This window comes from Caulobacter zeae (genome assembly GCF_002858925.1).
GTDB lineage: Bacteria > Pseudomonadota > Alphaproteobacteria > Caulobacterales > Caulobacteraceae > Caulobacter > Caulobacter zeae.
The window spans coordinates 18,789-34,498 of sequence record NZ_PJRS01000012.1; the positions used below are offsets into that span (position 1 = coordinate 18,789).

Here is a 15,710-nt window from a genome sequence, read left to right on the forward strand (position 1 = left end):
ATCCTCCCCTACCTCGACCCAGCTCTCCGTCCAGGCCGATGAACGTTTCCCCCGCCCCAAATCAATCTCCGACGGCATTGGCGGCTCGGCCGACGGTTGGGTTGTACGATCTACCTATTCACTAGCATGTCAATACATTACTTACACCGATGTTCAGTTCCCTGACGTAAGCTCCGTACGGCTACCTAGGGCCGCTCCGTGACGCCGAATTAATATTTACATCGCTGTAAAAACGACCAATGTCCGCGCAGCACGGGAGGGCAAGGAATGGACGCTGACGTCATCGTCGTCGGGGGCGGACTGGCCGGATTGGTGGCCGCCAACGAGCTGGTCCAGAAGGGCAAGCGCGTGGCGCTGGTCGACCAGGAGAACGCCGCCAACCTGGGCGGCCAGGCCTTCTGGTCGTTCGGCGGCCTGTTCCTAGTGAACTCGCCCGAGCAGCGCCGCCTGGGCATCCACGACAGCCTCGACCTGGCCTGGCGCGACTGGCTGGGCAGCGCCGACTGGGATCGCCTCGATGGGCCGCTGCCGCAGGACGAGTGGGCGATCCGCTGGGGCCGCGCCTATGTCGAGTTCGCCGCCGGCGACAAGCGCGACTGGCTGCGCCGGCACGGGATCTCGCTGACCCCGATGGTCGGCTGGGCCGAGCGCGGCGCCGGCCAGGCCCTGGGCCATGGTAATTCGGTTCCACGCTTCCACGTGGCCTGGGGCACCGGGACCGGGGTCTCCGAACCGTTCGCCGATCGCGCGCGCCAAGCGGCCGGCCGGGGGCTCTTGACCTTCCATCACCGTCATCGCGTCGACGCCCTGGTCGTCGAAGGCGGCCGGGTGACCGGCGTCTCGGGCAGCGTGCTGGCGGCCGACGACGCGCCGCGCGGGGCGCCGTCCAGTCGCCAGATCGTCGGCGACTTCACGCTGAAGGCCGGCGCGGTCGTCCTGGCCACCGGCGGCATCGGCGGCAACCACGACCTCGTCCGCCGCTATTGGCCCGAGCGCCTTGGCGCTCCGCCGAAAAGCATGATCACCGGGGTGCCGGAGTACGTGGACGGCCGGATGCTCGACATCGCCGCCGACGCCGGCGCACGCCTCGTGAACCGCGACCGCATGTGGCACTACGTCGAGGGCGTCCAGAACTGGAACCCGATCTGGCCCAGGCATGCGATCCGCATCCTGCCGGGCCCGTCGTCGATGTGGTTCGACGCCCTGGGGCGGCGCCTGCCCTTCCCCGCCCTGCCCGGCTACGACACCGTCGCCACCCTGCGCTACCTGCGCACGACGCCGGACCTGGCCGAGCACGACCACTCCTGGTTCATCGTCAGCCAGAAGATCCTGGAGAAGGAGTTCGCCCTCTCCGGCTCCGAACAGAACGGCGACATCACCAATCGCCGCCGCCTGTCGCTGCTGAAGTCGCGCCTAGGCAAGGGCGCGCCGCCGGAGGTCGACGCCTTCAAGCGCAACGGGGCCGACTTCGTGGTCTCGACCAACCTGGAAGAACTGGTCGACAAGATGAACGCCCTGACCGCCGCGCCCCTGCTCGATCCGGCCCTGATCCGCCGGCAGATCGAGGATCGCGACGCCCAGATGAGCAACCCCTTCGCCAAGGACCTCCAGGTCATGGGCATCCACAACAGCCGCCGGTCCCTGGGCGACCGGCTGGCCCGCACGGCGACGCCGCACCGGATCCTCGATCCGGCCGCCGGACCGCTGATCGGGGTCAAGCTGCACGTCCTGACCCGCAAGTCGCTGGGCGGACTGCAGACCGACCTCTCGGGTCGGGTGCTGACGCCGGACGGCCAGGTGCTCGTGGGACTCTATGCGGCCGGCGAGGCCTCTGGCTTCGGCGGCGGCGGGCTGCATGGCTACAACGCGCTGGAAGGCACCTTCCTGGGCGGCTGCATCTTCTCCGGGCTGGCCGCCGGCCGCGCCCTGGCCGGGGCGGTCTGAGCCATGGGCGCCCACGCCCTGGCATCGCCGCTGACCACAGGCGCCCTTCCGGCCGCCCTGGGCCTGATCATGTTCGGCCTGGGCCTTGGCCTGACGCCCGCCGACTTCGCGCGGGTCGGCCGGCGGCCGCGCGCCGCGGTCGTCGCCCTGGCCTGCCAGCTGCTGGTGCTGCCGGTGATGGGCTTTGGCCTGGCCCTGCTGTTTCGCCTGCCGCCCCAGACGGCGGTCGGGCTGATGCTGCTGGCGGCGTCGCCGGGCGGCACGGCGGCCAATCTCTACAGCCACCTGTTTCGCGGCGACGTGGCGCTGAACATCAGCCTGACAGCGATCAACTCGATCCTGGCCGTCCTCACCCTGCCGATCGTCGTCAACCTGTCGGTGGCCTGGTTCCAGCCCGGCGAGCTCTCCGTCGGCCTGCGGTTCTCCAAGACCGTCGAGGTGTTCATGGTGGTGCTGGGGCCGGTGGCGCTGGGCATGCTGGTCCGCCGGCTGCGCCCCGCTTTCGCCGACGCCATGGACCGGCCCGTGCGGGTGGTGTCGGTGGCCTTCCTCACCTTGCTGATCGGCGCGGCCGTCGCGGCGAACCTGGCGACTCTGAAGGACGAGGTCATCGGTCTGGCCGGCGTCACTGTCGTCTTCTGCCTGCTCAGCCTGACGGTCGGCTTCGTGGTTCCGCGCCTGCTGCGCGTGGCCCGCGACCAGGCTATCGCCAGCGCCTTCGAGGTGGGGCTGCACAACGCCGCCCTAGCCATCGTCGTCGCCCAGTCGGTGCTCCAGCGCCCTGAAATAAGCCTGCCGGCCGCCGTCTACGGCGTGCTGATGTTCCCGCTGGCGGCGGTGTTCGGGGTGGTGCTGACGCGGACGGCGGGCATGGCGCGTGATCCTCGTCCTTCGACGAGCTCAGGATGAGGATCAAGGTGAACGTCGAGCAGAAAGAAACCTCACCCTGAGCTTGTCGACGGGCGAGGTTTCCCGCCGCCCCTACTTCAACTCCCGCCGCAGCACCTTGCCCACCGGCGTCTTGGGCAGCGGTTCGGCGCGGAACTCGACGATGCGCGGGACCTTGTAGGCCGTAAGGTGCTCGCGGCAGTGAGCGATCAGCATCTCTGCCGTCAGCTCGGCCGAGCGGCGCACGACAACGACCTTGATCCGCTCGCCCTGCACCGGGTCTGGCACGCCGACGGCGGCGACCTCCTCGACCAGCGGATGGGCCGCGACCACGTCCTCGATCTCGCTGGGATAGACGTTGAAGCCCGAGACCAGGATCATCTCCTTGAGGCGATCCAGCAGCTTCACCCGGCCGTCGGCCTGCATGACGCCGATGTCGCCGGTCGCCAGCCAGCCGTCGGCCGACAGCACCTTGGCCGTCTCGTCGGGATGGCCCCAATAGCCCTTCATCACCTGCGGGCCGCGCACGCACAGCTCGCCGGGCTCGTCGACGCCGCACCAGGCGCCGTCGTCGCGGCGCATGCGCACTTCGGTCGACGGGACCGGCAGGCCCACCGTGCCGTCGAAGCCCATGGTCTCGGGCTTATCGATGTCGACATAGCCGATGCAGACGACCGGCGAGCATTCGGTCAGGCCATAGCCCTCGATCACCGGCGCGCCGGTGACGTCCTGCCATTCCTCGGCGACGCTGCGCTGGGTGGCCATGCCGCCGGCGATGGTCAGGCGCAGGTCCGAGAAGTCGCGGCTGCGGAAGGCCTCGTTGTTCAGCAGGCTGGTGAAGAGCGTGTTGAGACCCGTAAGCCCCGTGAAGCGCTCGTTGCGCAGCACCCACTCCACCCGTTTGGCGTCGCGCGGGTTGGCGATCAGGATGTTGCGCCCGCCGACCCCCACAAACATCAGGAGGTTCGCGGTCAGCGAGAACACGTGATAGAGCGGCAGCATCGTGACGTTGCCGACGGCCTGGTCCTGCGGGATCTGGGTCATGATCCAGGCCCGGCCTTGCAGCACGTTGGCGATGATGTTGCGGTGGGTCAGCATGGCGCCCTTGGCCACGCCGGTCGTGCCGCCCGTATATTGCAGGAAGGCCAGGTCTCCGGGGCGGATCTCCACCGGCGCCTGCTTCAGTCGCCTTGCCCTGCGCATCATCGCCGGCCAGCGCAGCGCGCCGGGCAGCCGCCACTTCGGGACCAGCTTCTCGACGTGGCGCATCATGGCGTTGACCGCGACACCCTTGGCCGGGCCCATCATGTCGCCCATGGCGGTGACCACCACCTGCCTGATCGCCGTGCCTTCGATAGCCTGTTCCAGGGTGTGGGCGAACATCTCCATGGCCACGATGGCCACTGCGCCGCTGTCCTCCAGCTGGTGGTGCAGCTCGCGCGGCGTGTAGAGCGGGTTGACGTTGACCACCACGGCGCCGGCCATCAGCGTCCCGAACAGCGCCACCGGATACTGCAGGCAGTTGGGCATCATCAGCGCCACGCGCTCGCCCTGCCGCACCCCGACCGCCTGCAACCACGCGGCGAAGGCCTTGGCCTCGCCCAGCGCCCGCCCGTAACTGACGCCCGTGCCCAGGCTGACAAAACCCGTCCGATCGGCGTAGCGACTGGCGTCGGCCTCGAACAGCTCGCCGACCGAGCGCCACAGGGCCAGCTCGTCGTCGATCGTGGCCGGTACGTCGGCGCGGTAGCTGCGGGTCCAGAAGCGTTCAGCCCACAGGCGATCGGCGTCGGCGGCGAGGGTCTGGGCGTCGGTCATTTCTCGAGCACCGCCACCACGCCCTGGCCGCCAGCGGCGCAGATCGAGATCAGGCCTCGGCCGCTCCCCTTGCGGTCCAGCATGGTCGCCAGGTGCGCCAGGATCCGCCCGCCCGTCGCCGCGAACGGATGCCCGGCGGCCAGAGAGCTGCCGTACACGTTCAGCTTCTCACGGTCGATGGCCCCAGGCGCGCGATCGAGGCCCAGGCGCGTGCGGGCGTAGTCGTCGTCCTCCCAGGCCTTCAGCGTGCACAGCACCTGGGCGGCGAAGGCCTCGTGGATCTCGTAGTAGTCGAAGTCCTGCAAGGACAGGCCCAGCTTGCCCAGCATGCGCGGCACGGCGTAGGCCGGGGCCATCAGGAGGCCCTCGTCGCCCTTGACGAAATCGACCGCCGCCGTCTCGCCGGCGCGTAGGTAGGCCAGCACCGGCAGCCCCCGCGCCTTGGCCCACTCTTCGCTGGCCAGCAGCACCGTCGAGGCGCCGTCGGTCAGGGGGGTGGAGTTGGCCGCCGTCAGCGTGCCGTGCTCGCGGTCGAACACCGGCTTCATCGTGGCGATCTTGGTCGGGTCGATGTCGGGCCGCAGGTTGTTGTCGCGCTCGAGGCCACGGAACGGAACCACCAGTTGGTCGAACAGCCCGTCGGCATAGGCCTTGGCCATCCGCTGGTGGCTGCGCACGGCCAGGGCGTCCTGCTCGGCCCGGGGGATGTTCCACTGCTTGGCCATCACCTCGCAGCTTTCGCCCATCGACAGGCCCGTGCGCGGTTCGGCGTTGCGCGGCGGCTCGGGCCTGAACGGCGCAGTCAGCCCCGCGCCCAGCAGGGCCTTGACCTTGCCGCCGTTGGTCTTCTCGCGATTGGCCGCCAGCAGCGCCTTGCGGAAGCCTTCGTTCAGCGCGATCGGCGCGTCCGAGGTGGTGTCGACGCCGCCGGCCACGCCGACGTCGATCTGGCCCAGCGCGATCTTGTTGGCGACCAGGATGGCCGCCTCCAGCCCGGTGCCGCAGGCCTGGACGACGTCGTAGGTCGGAGTGTCGTGGCCGATCGTCGTCGAGAGCAGCGCCTCCCGCGTCAGGGCGATGTCGCGCGAGTGCTTGAGCACCGCGCCCGCCGCCACCTCGCCCAGGCGCAGGCCATGCAGGGAAAAGCGGTCGGCCAGGCCCTGCAGGGCGGCGGTCAGCATGTCCTGGTTGGAGGCTTCGGCATAGGCGGTGTTGGAGCGCGCGAAAGGAATGCGGCTGCCGCCTAGGATGGCGACGCGCCGGGGCGCTGGCAGGGTCAGCATGAAGGGTCCTGTGTCTTGAGGTCCAGGCGGCCGCGCAGGTGAGTGCGCGCGCCCTGGGCGTCCTTGATTTCGAAAGCGCGCTCGGCCCCGGCGGGACCCGCGAGCAGCTGGATTTCGCCGGGCAGGAACACCGGCGCGCGGAAGGCGACCTCGACCTCGCCGGCCTCGACGGCGGCGCCTTGCGTCAACGCCGCCACGGCCCGGGCCTTGACCCACATGCCGTGGGCGATGGCGCGCTTGAAGCCGAACAGCCTGGCGCCCAGCGCCGAGGTGTGGATCGGATTGGCGTCGCCCGACACGCGGGCGTAACGCCGGCCCAGGTCCGCCGGCAGCGTCCAGCGCTCGACCGGCGTGTCGGTCGCGCCGCCTTCGACGGTCGGCGCAGGCTCGCCCTGTCCCGGCCCGCCCAAGCGCAGATAGACGCTGGTTCCCTCCCAGACGACCTGGCCGTCGCGGCGGGCCGTGGTCTCGAGAGAGAAGGCCTGGCCCTTGTCGTGGGCCAGCAGGCGCCCCGTCCGCACGGCGATCGCCAGCCGGTCGCCGGCCTTCAGCGGCGCGTGCTGCCGGATACGGTTCGAAAGGTGCACCAGCCCCATCACCGGATAGGGAAAGTCGCCCGCCAGCATCAGCCGCATCTGCAACGGAAAGGCCAGGATGTGCGGGAAGGTCAGCGGAACCCCGGCGTCGGCGGCGAAGCCGCAAGTTTGAGCGTAGGCGTCGATCGCCTCGCGCCGCAGCCACACGCCGCCTGCCTCCAGCGTCGCGTCGGGAAAGGCGCCGCCGCGGCGCAGCAGCCCTCGCAGGGCCCCGCCCGCGAGGGCCAGGGTCGAGACCGGCTCGGCCATGTCGGTCATGGTCAGGCCCCGAGCAGGCTCTGGCCGCAGACGCGGACCACCTGGCCGTTGACGCCGCCGCTGGCCGGATGCGCCAGCCAGGCGATGGTCTCGGCAACGTCGACCGGGCTGCCGCCCTGCCCCATGCTGTTCATCCGCCGCCCGGCCTCGCGGATGGCGAAGGGAATGGCCGCCGTCATGCGGGTCTCGATGAACCCAGGCGCCACAGCGTTGATCGTCACCCCCTCGCCCAGGCCGTCGCGGGCCAGGCGGCTCACGGCGCCGATCCAGCCGGCCTTGGACAGGGCGTAGTTGGTCTGGCCCATGTTGCCGGCCACGCCGCTGAGCGACGACACCGCCACGATGCGGCCGTTGCGGCGGATCGCGCCGGCGTCCAGCAACGCCCGGGTCAGGGCCAGCGGCGCGCCGAGGTTGACGGCCATCACGCTGTCCCACTCGCGCTGGTCCATCCGCGCCAGGGTGCGGTCACGGGTGATGCCGGCGTTGTGCACCACCACGTCGAAGCCGCCGGCCGCCCGCGCCGCCGTCACCAAGGCGTCGCCGGCCTCCGGCGTGGTGATGTCGAGGCCGAGCGGCCGCACGCCCAGCTCCCCGGCCAGCTTTTCCAGGTCCTCGCGCGCGGCGGGCACGTCCAGCGCCGTGACCTGCGCGCCCTCGCCGGCGAACAATCGCACGATCGCCTCGCCGATGCCGCGCGAGGCGCCGGTGACCAGCAGGTGTCTTCCGGCGTGACCCAGCCTGGCGTCACCCGCCACGCCGGGCGCGGCCACCCGCACCACCTGGCCCGAGACATAGGCCGAGCGCGGTGACAGCAGGAAGTCCAGCGTGCTGGCCGCGGCGTCCTCGTTGCCGGGCGCGACGTAGAGCAGCTGCACCCCGATGCCCCGCCGCGCCTCCTTGGCCAGCGAGCGGACGAAGCCTTCGAGGCCGCGCTGGATCGCCTCGGCCTCGGCGGTGGCGGCCGTCTCGGGCGGAACGCCGATGACCACGATCCGGCCGTGCTCGGCCACCGAACGCACCGCCTGGTGGAAGAAGCCGTACAGCGCCCTGGCCGAGGCCACGTCCACGCAGTCCGAAGCGTCGAACACCAGTCCGCCATAACGCTCGTCTACCGACCAGCGTCGGCGCAGCGGCGCGCCCGAGGCGGTTGCGACCCGCTCCAGCACCGGCCCCATCCGCCCGCCGCCGGCCGATTCCAGCAGCAGCGGATGCAGGGCGACGGCCCCGGCCTCGGCGCGCCGTTGCAGCGGCGCGGGCTTGGGCAGACCCAGGGCCCCGACCATCCAGCCGCCCAGGCCGCTGTTGGCGAACTCCAGGTAACGGTCGGTCATTGGGCCACCTTCTCGCGCTTGGCGGCGCGCTTGCCGCCCCGGCGCGCCAGGCCCTCGGCCAGGCCAAAGTCTTGTGGGAAGTCGTCGACCTGGATGGCCATGTCGGCCAGCACCGCGAAGCGGGCGAAGAGGTCGCGCTCGGCGCCCGAGATCAGGCCCTTGGCCTGCACCTCGCCGGCCCAGGCGTCCAGCAGGGTCAGGTTCTGGGGCGCGCGGGCGATGCGGCCGGCGGCGATCTCGGGCTTGAGGCGGCGCTCGACGGCTTCCACCTGCGGATGGAGATCGAAGGCCACGGCGGTGGCGGCGATCGGATCGACCTCGATGCGCGGCGTCCACGAGCCGGCCAGCAGGCGGTCGCGCGCCGGACCGTGGCGCTGGATCAGGCCGGCGACCTCGGCGGCGACGCGGTCGTTCGGACCCGCCCGGCCGAGACCGGCGCCGACGATGCCCAGCACAAAGGCGACGACGCGGCTGGGATGGTTGGCCAGCAGGCTCCGCCAGGCCTCGCCGGTGCGCGCCAGGGCGTCCTGGACGGCCCAGTGGACCAGCGGCAGATCCTCGGCCGGACGCCCTTCGTCCTCGAAGCGCTTGAGCGCGCTCGACAGGATCAGGAGCTGCGAGAGCATGTCGCCCAGGCGCCCGGTCAGCGCGCCCTTGCGCTTCAGCGCGCCGCCGACCGTGGCCATCGACAGGTCCGAGGCCAGCGCCAGCAGGGTCGAGAAGCGGGTGGCGGCGCGGTAGTAGCGACCCAGCTGGGGCGCCGCCCCGGCCGGCTTGCCGATCAAGAGGCCGCCGGTCGCGGCGAAGGCGGCCGCCCGGGCAAGATTTCGGAACAGGAAGCCGACATAGCCGAACAGCGCCGCGTCGAAGTCCTTCAGGTTCTGCGTCTGGGCCGTCCGCATCAGCGTCAGCACGTAGGGATGGCAGCGGATCGCGCCCTGGCCGTAGATGATCAGGGTGCGGGTCATGATGTTCGCGCCCTCGACCGTGATGGCGATCGGGATCTGCTGGTAGGCGCGGGCCAGGAAGTTGCCCGGGCCCATGCAGACGCCCTTGCCGCCGACCACGTCCATGGCGTCGTTGACGACGATCCGGGCACGTTCAGTCACGTGATACTTGGCGATGGCCGACACGACGGACGGCTTCTCGCCCTGGTCCAGGGCCGCAGCCGCCAGGCGGCGCAAGGCATCTGAGGCGTAGAGGTGGCCGGCCATGCGGGCCAGCGGCTCCTGCACGCCCTCGAAGGCGCCGATCGGCATGTTGAACTGCCGGCGGATGGCGACATAGGCGCCGACCATGCCGACGGCCAGCTTGGACATGCCCACGTTGGACGACGGCAGCGAGATCGCGCGGCCCGCCGCCAGGCACTCCATCAGCATCCGCCAGCCGTTGCCCACCTGAGCCTGGCCGCCGATGACCATCTCCATCGGCACGAAGACGTCGTCGCCGGTGATCGGGCCGTTCTGGAACACCGCGTTCAGTGGCCAGTGGCGGCGTCCGATGTTGACGCCCGGATGGTCGCGCGGCAGCAGCACGCAGGTGATGCCGGGCTCTGCGCCTTGGCCCAGCAGGCCATCGGGATCGACGGCGCGGAACGCCAGGCCGATGACCGTCGCGATCGGGGCCAGGGTGATGTAGCGCTTGCGCCAGCTGACGCGGAAGCCCAGCGTCTCGCGGCCGTTCCACAGGCCCCGACAGACCACCCCGGTGTCGGTGATCGAGGCCGCGTCGGAACCGGCATAGGGATTGGTCAGGGCGAAGCACGGGATTTCATCGCCCCGCGCCAGGCGCGGCAGGTAGTGGTCCTTCTGGGCGTCGGTGCCGTAGTGCAGCAGCAGTTCGGCCGGACCCAGCGAGTTGGGCACCATCACCGAGACGGCGGCGGCCGAGCAGCGGGTCGACAGCTTCTGGACCACCTGGCTGTGGGCGTAGGCCGAAAAGCCGAGCCCGCCGTAGCGCTTGGGGATGATCATGCCCAGGAAGCCCTTGTCGCGGGCGTAGTCCCAGGCCGCCGGCGGCAGATCCTGCCAGACCGAGGTGCTTTCCCAGTCGTTGGACAGGTCGCAAAGGTGCTCGGCCTCGATGTCGAGGAAGCGCTGCTCCTCGGCCGACAGCGCCGGCGCGGGCGTGGCCAGCAGGCGCTTCCAGTCGGGCTTGCCCGCGAACAGTTCCGCGTCCCACCAGACGTTCCCGGCCTCGACGGCGGCCTGCTCGGTGGGGCTCATGCGCGGCATGATGCCGGCGAAGGCCTTCATGGCCGGGGCCGACAGCACCGCGGCGCGCAGCGGGCGGAAGGTCGTCAGCACCGCGATCGGCGCGGCGACCGCGGCCAGCACCAGTGTGGCGGTCGAGCCGATCACGCCGGTCGCGAAGCCGGCCCCTATCCATAAGGCCGTGGCGGCCGCCCACAGGGCGGCCCTGGCCTGCACGAAGATCAGCACGAAGGCGATGAGCGCGGCGGCGCCAATCCAGATCAGCATGGTCGCAATCCCCCGACCGGCGGGGCGGCCCCCGTCGGCTCCAAGAAGTCGGCTGGTGTCAAAGTCGGTTACGCGGAACGCGGGGACGGCCGGCGGACCGTCCGGTTACTCAAATTGAGCGGCGCTCAGCGCACGCGTTTCCAGGTCTGGGTGCGGCACAGCAGCGGAGCGATGCAGCCCTTCACGGCCAGGGTGTCGTCATCCAGAAGGGTCAGCGTGCCGGTCGAAGCGCCTTGCCCCGTCTCCGGGTCATAGAGCGGCCCGCCGGACCACGAACGCGGTCCGCCGGAGAAGTTGGCCAGCACCGTCAGGTCCTTCAGCTTGCGGGCGCGCAGCTCGGCGTTGCGATTGCGCACGTCCCGCTGGTCGGGGTCGGCGCGCAGCGGCGCGGCGTCCTTCAGGCGGCCGCAGAAGCTCTCGCCGCAGCGCTCGATGGCGACGACCCCGTTCTCGGCGGAGGTGCGCCAGCGCCCGGCGAGGCCGACGTCCTGGGCCAGGGCCGGCGCGGCGATCGCACAGGCCGCCAGCGATGCGGCGGCGAGCAGCCGGCTCATCCCTGGCCTCCCAGATAGGCGTTGCGGGTCTGCGGCGGCACCCGCTCGTAGAGCGTCGGGCGCGGGATGCCCAGTCTGGCCCGCGCGGCCTCCAGCGGCTCGGCCATCAGGGCCTCGTAATCCTCGCCCGGCAACCAGGAAGCCTTGCGGCCGTTGCGCCAGGCCTGCAGCACCGCGCGTCCGCACGGGTGGCCGGTGCGGGCCCGCATGAACTGCACGGCGGCCCCGGCGGCGATCAGGCCAAAGCCGGTGCTGCGGGTCTGGGGCAGCGAGAACGCCACCACGCAGGCCTCGCCCAAAGCATCGGTCTGGTAGCCGGTCAGGACGTGCCAGATGTCGTGCACGTCGCGGATGCGGCGGGCGTACCAGGCGCGCGGGTGCGCCGCCTCGATCTCGGTGTCCGCGACCTTGGCGCTCTCCTCGGCCAGGCCGTAGGCAGACAGGTTGCGGCTGTCGATGAAGGCCAGATAGGCGGCCCCGACCGTGCCGTCGGCGAAGCTCGACAGCCAATCGCGGTCCTGCAGGCGATCGGAGAGCTCGACCTGCTGATAGGCCTGGATCCCGCCCTGCGGCGTGTCCATCAGACGCTGATAACCCCACTCGATCGAACGGCCCGCCAGGGCGTTCATGATCTCGAACACCTGGCGGGTGTCCTCCTTGTCAGCCACCAGTCGACCGAAGGCCCGCATGGCCCGGACGGGTTGGATGCGGCGTCTAGCCGCATGGGAAGGCGCGCGATTCTGGCCGTGAACTGGCCGCAGCGCGGGCGCGGATTGCGCAGCTTGCACTTGCGGTTCCCCTTGTTGGAGCCTAAGGAAAAAGCCTTATCTACATGAATGTCATTTACATCGATGTCAATTGAGAAAAGCGCAACCCGCCGTCGACGCCGCGTGCCCGAAGAAGCACGCCGCGAAGCGATCGCCTCCGCGCGCGCCCTGCTCCTGAAGGGCGGACCCGATGCCGTGACATTGTCGGCGGTCGCCGGCGAGATCGGCGTGACCCACGCCAACCTGATCCACCACTTCGGTTCAGCCGCCGGGCTGCAATCGGCGCTGATGGGCTCGATGGTCTCGGACCTGACCCAGGCGCTGGACGAAGCCATCGCCCGTCTGAAGACCGACGACGGCGCGCCGCTGGAGCTGGTGAACGCCGTTTTCGACGCATTTGACACCGGTGGCGCGGGCCGCCTGGCCGCCTGGATCACCCTGTCGGGGGATCTTTCGCATCTGGAGCCCGTCCGCGCGGCGGTCCAGAACCTGGTCGAGGCCATCGCCGACAAGATGGGCGCCCAGGACGCCCAGGCCCGCGAGGGCGTCGGCGCGGCGGTCCTGTTCATCGCGCTCAGCGCCTTCGGCGAAGCCTTGATCGGCCCGCCGCTGCGCGACATGCTGAACCTGCCGGACGGCGCCGGCCGCCGCGTGGTCGCCAGCCTGCTGCCCCGCTTCCTCATCCCCAAGGCTCCGCAAGGCGCTGCTTCGGCTACGTAAGGCGGCCCGCCCTCTTGCGAACGGTTCGCGCAGCAGCGACATTAGGCTCGATTTGGGAAAGCAAGGGGCGTCGGTGACCTCTGCCTTGGGCGCATGGACAGGACGATGGGTGGCGGCTCTGGCCGCCATGCTCGTCGCCGTGTTCATCGTACAGGGTCCGCTGACCGGCCTCGACCGCGCGCTGCACGGCCCGCCCAGCGCCCTGGCCGCCCTCGACGAGGACCACGACCACGTCTACCAGGGCCGCCTGACCTCGATCGACGTCCATTTCGACGCCTCGATCATCGCCGCCGACGGCCTGGGCGATGATCCGGTCGCGCCGCACCACCACCATCACCACCACGACACCCCCTCGGTGTTCGGCGCGCTCGACGCCCTGCCGCGCCCGGCCGCCCGCCATGTCGACGACGGCCTCTGGGCGCTGGCCCAGCAACGGCTGACCGGTATCGGCGGCCCGCAGCAGGAACGCCCGCCCAAGGAAATCCTCGCACACGTCGCCTGAAGCCGCGCGGCCGCCGCGCCGCGCTCTTTCGACCTGTTTCGAGGACCTTTCATGCAATCCGCTATCCAAGGCCGCCGTGCGCGGTCCTTGCTGCTCGCCACGGCGCTCGCCCTGGCGACGCCTCTGGCCGTGCAGGCCAGCCCCCTGACCCTGGGCGAGGCGCTGGGACGCGCCGCCGCCGCCGATCCGGCCCGCCCCGCCCTCGCCGCCCGCCTGTCGGCCGCCGAGGCCGGCGTGCGCCAGGCCGGCGTCCGTCCCAATCCCGTCGTCGGCGTCGACGTCGAGGACGTTGCCGGTTCGGGTCCCTACTCCCTGATCGATCGCGCCCAGGCCACGCTCTATTACGAGCAGACCCGCGAGCGCGGCGGCAAGCGCGCCGCCCGCGTGGCCCTGGCCCGGGGCGACATCGCCCTGGCCCGCCTGCGCGACGACGTGCGCGTGCTCGACCTGCTGCACGAGGCCGACCTGGCCTGGGTCGAGGCCGTGTTCGGCGAGGCCGAGGCCGCCCTGGCCGCCGACCGCCTGGCCCTGACCGAGCGCGCCCGCGCCGAAGTCTCGCGCCGGGTGAAGGCCGCCCGCGACCCGCTGTTCGCCGGCGCCCGCGCCGACGCCCAGGTCGCCGAAGCGCGCCTCGCCCTGGCCCAGGCCCGCACCCGCGCCGCCGACGCCCGCCGCACCCTGGCCGCCTACTGGGGCGGCGGCGAGGTCGAGATCGACGCCGCCGCGCTGGAGGACTTGTCGGTCGCCGGCCGCGTCGCCGGTCCCGCCTCGCCCGTGGACCTGGCCCTGCTCGACGCCCAGCGCGACCTGGCCGGGGCCCGCGTCCGCGTCGAGGAAAGCAAGGCCGTACAGGATCCGACCTGGCGCGCCGGCCTGCGCTACCTCAACGACGACGGGGCCGTGGCCGCCGTGGTCGGCGGCTCGATCCCGCTCGGCCGCTACGACACCAACCGGGGCGCCATCGACCAGGCCCGGGCCGAGCGCCAGGCCGCCGACCTCGACCTGGCCGGCGCGCGCAGCGTGCTGGAGCGCAGGATCGCCGCCACCCAGGCCGCCCTCGCCCAGAAGGCCGCCGAGGCCCGCCGCATCCAGGACGAGGTCGTTCCGGCCAACGCCCGTACGGTAGATCTGGTCCGCGACGGCTTCAACCGCGGCGGCTTTTCCTATCTCGACGTGCTGGACGCCCAGAAGGCCCTGATCGAGGCCAGGAGCCGCCGCCTCGCCGTGCTGAAGGCCTTCCAGGTCGACCGCGCCCAGCTCGACCGTTTGACCGGCGCCCATGCGCGCCTGATCCCTGCTTCGGAGTCCGCCCGATGACCCGCCGCTTCATGCGCGTTTCCGCGCCCCTGGTCCTGGCGATCGCCGGCGCCCTGACCATGTCGGCCTGCGGAAACGCCCCAGCCAAGTCCGAGAACCACGCCGAAGCCGCCGAGACCCGCGGTCCTCATGGCGGCCGAATGCTCTACGACGGCGACCTTTCGGTCGAGATCACGATCTTCGAGGACGGGGTCGAGCCGGAATTCCGGGTCTACGCCTATCGCAAGGATCGGCCCCTGGCGCCCAAGGACGTCCAGTTGACCATCACCCTCACCCGTCTCGACGGCGAGGTGAACCGCTTCGCCTTCAAGCCCGAGGGCGACTACCTGCGCGGCCAGGGCGTGGTGGCGGAACCGCACTCGTTCGACGTGGCCGTCACGGCCGCTGTCGGCGGCAAGACCAGCAACTGGCGCTACGAGTCCTACGAGGGCCGCACGGCGATCTCGGCCCAGGCCGCCAAGGCCGGCGGCGTGCGCACCGAGGTCGCCGGTCCCGCCCCGATCGCCCAACTGGTCGACATGGCCGGCCGGGTCGAGATCACGCCGGAGGGCAAGGGCGAGGTCCGCGCCTGGTATCCGGGTCGGATCATGAGCCTCAACGGACAGCTCGGCCAAACCGTCCGCAAGGGCCAGGTCCTGGCGCGCGTGGAGTCCAGCGAGAGCCTGCAGACCTACTCGATCCCCGCCCCGATCAGCGGCGTGATCATCGAGAAGAACCTCAATGTCGGCGACGTGGCCATGGAGCGGCCGATCTTCGTGATCGCCGATCCCACCAAGCTTCACGCCGAGTTCTTCGTCTATCCGCGCGACGCCGAGAAGGTGCGCGTCGGCCAGCCGGTCGAGGTTCGCAGCCTTTCGGGCGACACGCGCCTGACGGCGGAAGTCGAAGCCGTGCTGCCGACGGCCGACCTGGTCAGCCAGACCCTGCTGGCCCACGTCCACCTGCCCGGCGGCGCCGACAGCGCGTTTCGGCCCGGCATGGGCGTTGAGGGCTCGTTCCAGGTCGGCGCCCAGGTCGCGCCCCTGGCCGTGCGCACCAAGGCCATCCAGCGCTTCCGCGATTTCCAGGTCGTCTTCGTCAGGGTCAAGGACACCTACGAGGTGCGGATGCTCCAGATCGGCCGCCAGACGCCCGAATGGACCGAGGTGCTCTCGGGCCTCAAGCCCGGCGCCGAATACGTCGTCGACGGCGCCTTCCTGATCCGCGCGGACATCGAGAAGTCCGGCGCGAGCCACGATCACTGAGGGAGGCG

Annotated in this window: 13 protein-coding genes; 6 read left to right on the forward strand and 7 right to left on the reverse strand. The window is 71.1% G+C overall.

All coding sequences use genetic code 11. The annotated features are described in order from the left end of the window. The first annotated feature begins 267 nt into the window (after positions 1-267). Both SGCZBJ_RS06870 and SGCZBJ_RS06875 read left to right on the forward strand, forming a co-directional pair. Positions 268-1,944, forward strand: a complete 1,677-nt coding sequence (locus SGCZBJ_RS06870; RefSeq protein ID WP_101717285.1) for an FAD-binding dehydrogenase — start codon at positions 268-270, stop codon at positions 1,942-1,944. Positions 1,945-1,947: 3 nt separating this feature from the next. Next, positions 1,948-2,853, forward strand: a complete 906-nt coding sequence (locus SGCZBJ_RS06875) for a bile acid:sodium symporter family protein (protein ID WP_101717286.1) — start codon at positions 1,948-1,950, stop codon at positions 2,851-2,853. Positions 2,854-2,925: 72 nt separating this feature from the next. Here the strand turns inward: SGCZBJ_RS06875 and SGCZBJ_RS06880 are convergent, their stop codons facing one another. The 7 genes from SGCZBJ_RS06880 to SGCZBJ_RS06910 all read right to left on the reverse strand — a co-directional run bounded on the left by SGCZBJ_RS06880 (position 2,926) and on the right by SGCZBJ_RS06910 (position 11,820). Next, complete coding sequence (locus SGCZBJ_RS06880; protein ID WP_101717287.1) at positions 2,926-4,650, reverse strand: AMP-binding protein; 1,725 nt, start codon at positions 4,648-4,650, stop codon at positions 2,926-2,928. Next, positions 4,647-5,933 carry an acetyl-CoA C-acetyltransferase gene (locus SGCZBJ_RS06885; protein ID WP_101717288.1) on the reverse strand — a complete coding sequence of 429 codons (1,287 nt, stop codon included), beginning with the start codon at positions 5,931-5,933 and terminating at the stop codon, positions 4,647-4,649. Before SGCZBJ_RS06885 ends, SGCZBJ_RS06880 begins: the two co-directional genes overlap by 4 nt. After that, on the reverse strand, positions 5,927-6,787 hold the full coding sequence (locus SGCZBJ_RS06890; RefSeq protein ID WP_101717289.1) for a MaoC/PaaZ C-terminal domain-containing protein: 861 nt from the start codon (positions 6,785-6,787) through the stop codon (positions 5,927-5,929). Before SGCZBJ_RS06890 ends, SGCZBJ_RS06885 begins: the two co-directional genes overlap by 7 nt. A gap of 2 nt (positions 6,788-6,789) precedes the next feature. Continuing rightward, positions 6,790-8,118, reverse strand: coding sequence for a 3-oxoacyl-ACP reductase (locus SGCZBJ_RS06895; RefSeq protein WP_101717290.1), 1,329 nt, complete (start codon positions 8,116-8,118; stop codon positions 6,790-6,792). Continuing rightward, on the reverse strand, positions 8,115-10,598 hold the full coding sequence (locus tag SGCZBJ_RS06900) for an acyl-CoA dehydrogenase (protein ID WP_101717291.1): 2,484 nt from the start codon (positions 10,596-10,598) through the stop codon (positions 8,115-8,117). The genes SGCZBJ_RS06895 and SGCZBJ_RS06900 overlap by 4 nt, the downstream gene beginning before the upstream one ends. Before the next feature lie 125 nt (positions 10,599-10,723). Further along, entirely contained in the window at positions 10,724-11,152 is a 429-nt protein-coding gene (locus tag SGCZBJ_RS06905; RefSeq protein WP_101717292.1) for a DUF2147 domain-containing protein, read from the reverse strand. Beyond that, positions 11,149-11,820 (reverse strand): Coq4 family protein, encoded by a 672-nt coding sequence (locus SGCZBJ_RS06910; RefSeq protein ID WP_240621439.1) that lies wholly within the window; start codon positions 11,818-11,820, stop codon positions 11,149-11,151. The genes SGCZBJ_RS06905 and SGCZBJ_RS06910 overlap by 4 nt, the downstream gene beginning before the upstream one ends. A gap of 183 nt (positions 11,821-12,003) precedes the next feature. Between SGCZBJ_RS06910 and SGCZBJ_RS06915 the strand changes: the two genes are divergently transcribed. The 4 genes from SGCZBJ_RS06915 (at position 12,004) to SGCZBJ_RS06930 (ending at position 15,702) form a co-directional block, all read left to right on the forward strand. Next, on the forward strand, positions 12,004-12,639 hold the full coding sequence (locus SGCZBJ_RS06915; protein ID WP_101717294.1) for a TetR/AcrR family transcriptional regulator: 636 nt from the start codon (positions 12,004-12,006) through the stop codon (positions 12,637-12,639). A gap of 109 nt (positions 12,640-12,748) precedes the next feature. Further along, the gene (locus SGCZBJ_RS06920) at positions 12,749-13,141 is read left to right on the forward strand and encodes a hypothetical protein (protein ID WP_133149206.1); all 393 of its coding nucleotides are present in this window, start codon (positions 12,749-12,751) and stop codon (positions 13,139-13,141) included. A 51-nt stretch (positions 13,142-13,192) separates the two neighbouring features. After that, positions 13,193-14,458 (forward strand): TolC family protein, encoded by a 1,266-nt coding sequence (locus SGCZBJ_RS06925; protein WP_101717296.1) that lies wholly within the window; start codon positions 13,193-13,195, stop codon positions 14,456-14,458. Next, positions 14,455-15,702: an efflux RND transporter periplasmic adaptor subunit gene (locus SGCZBJ_RS06930; protein ID WP_101717362.1), complete on the forward strand. Its 1,248-nt coding sequence runs from the start codon at positions 14,455-14,457 to the stop codon at positions 15,700-15,702. Before SGCZBJ_RS06925 ends, SGCZBJ_RS06930 begins: the two co-directional genes overlap by 4 nt. The last annotated feature ends 8 nt before the right edge of the window (positions 15,703-15,710 follow it).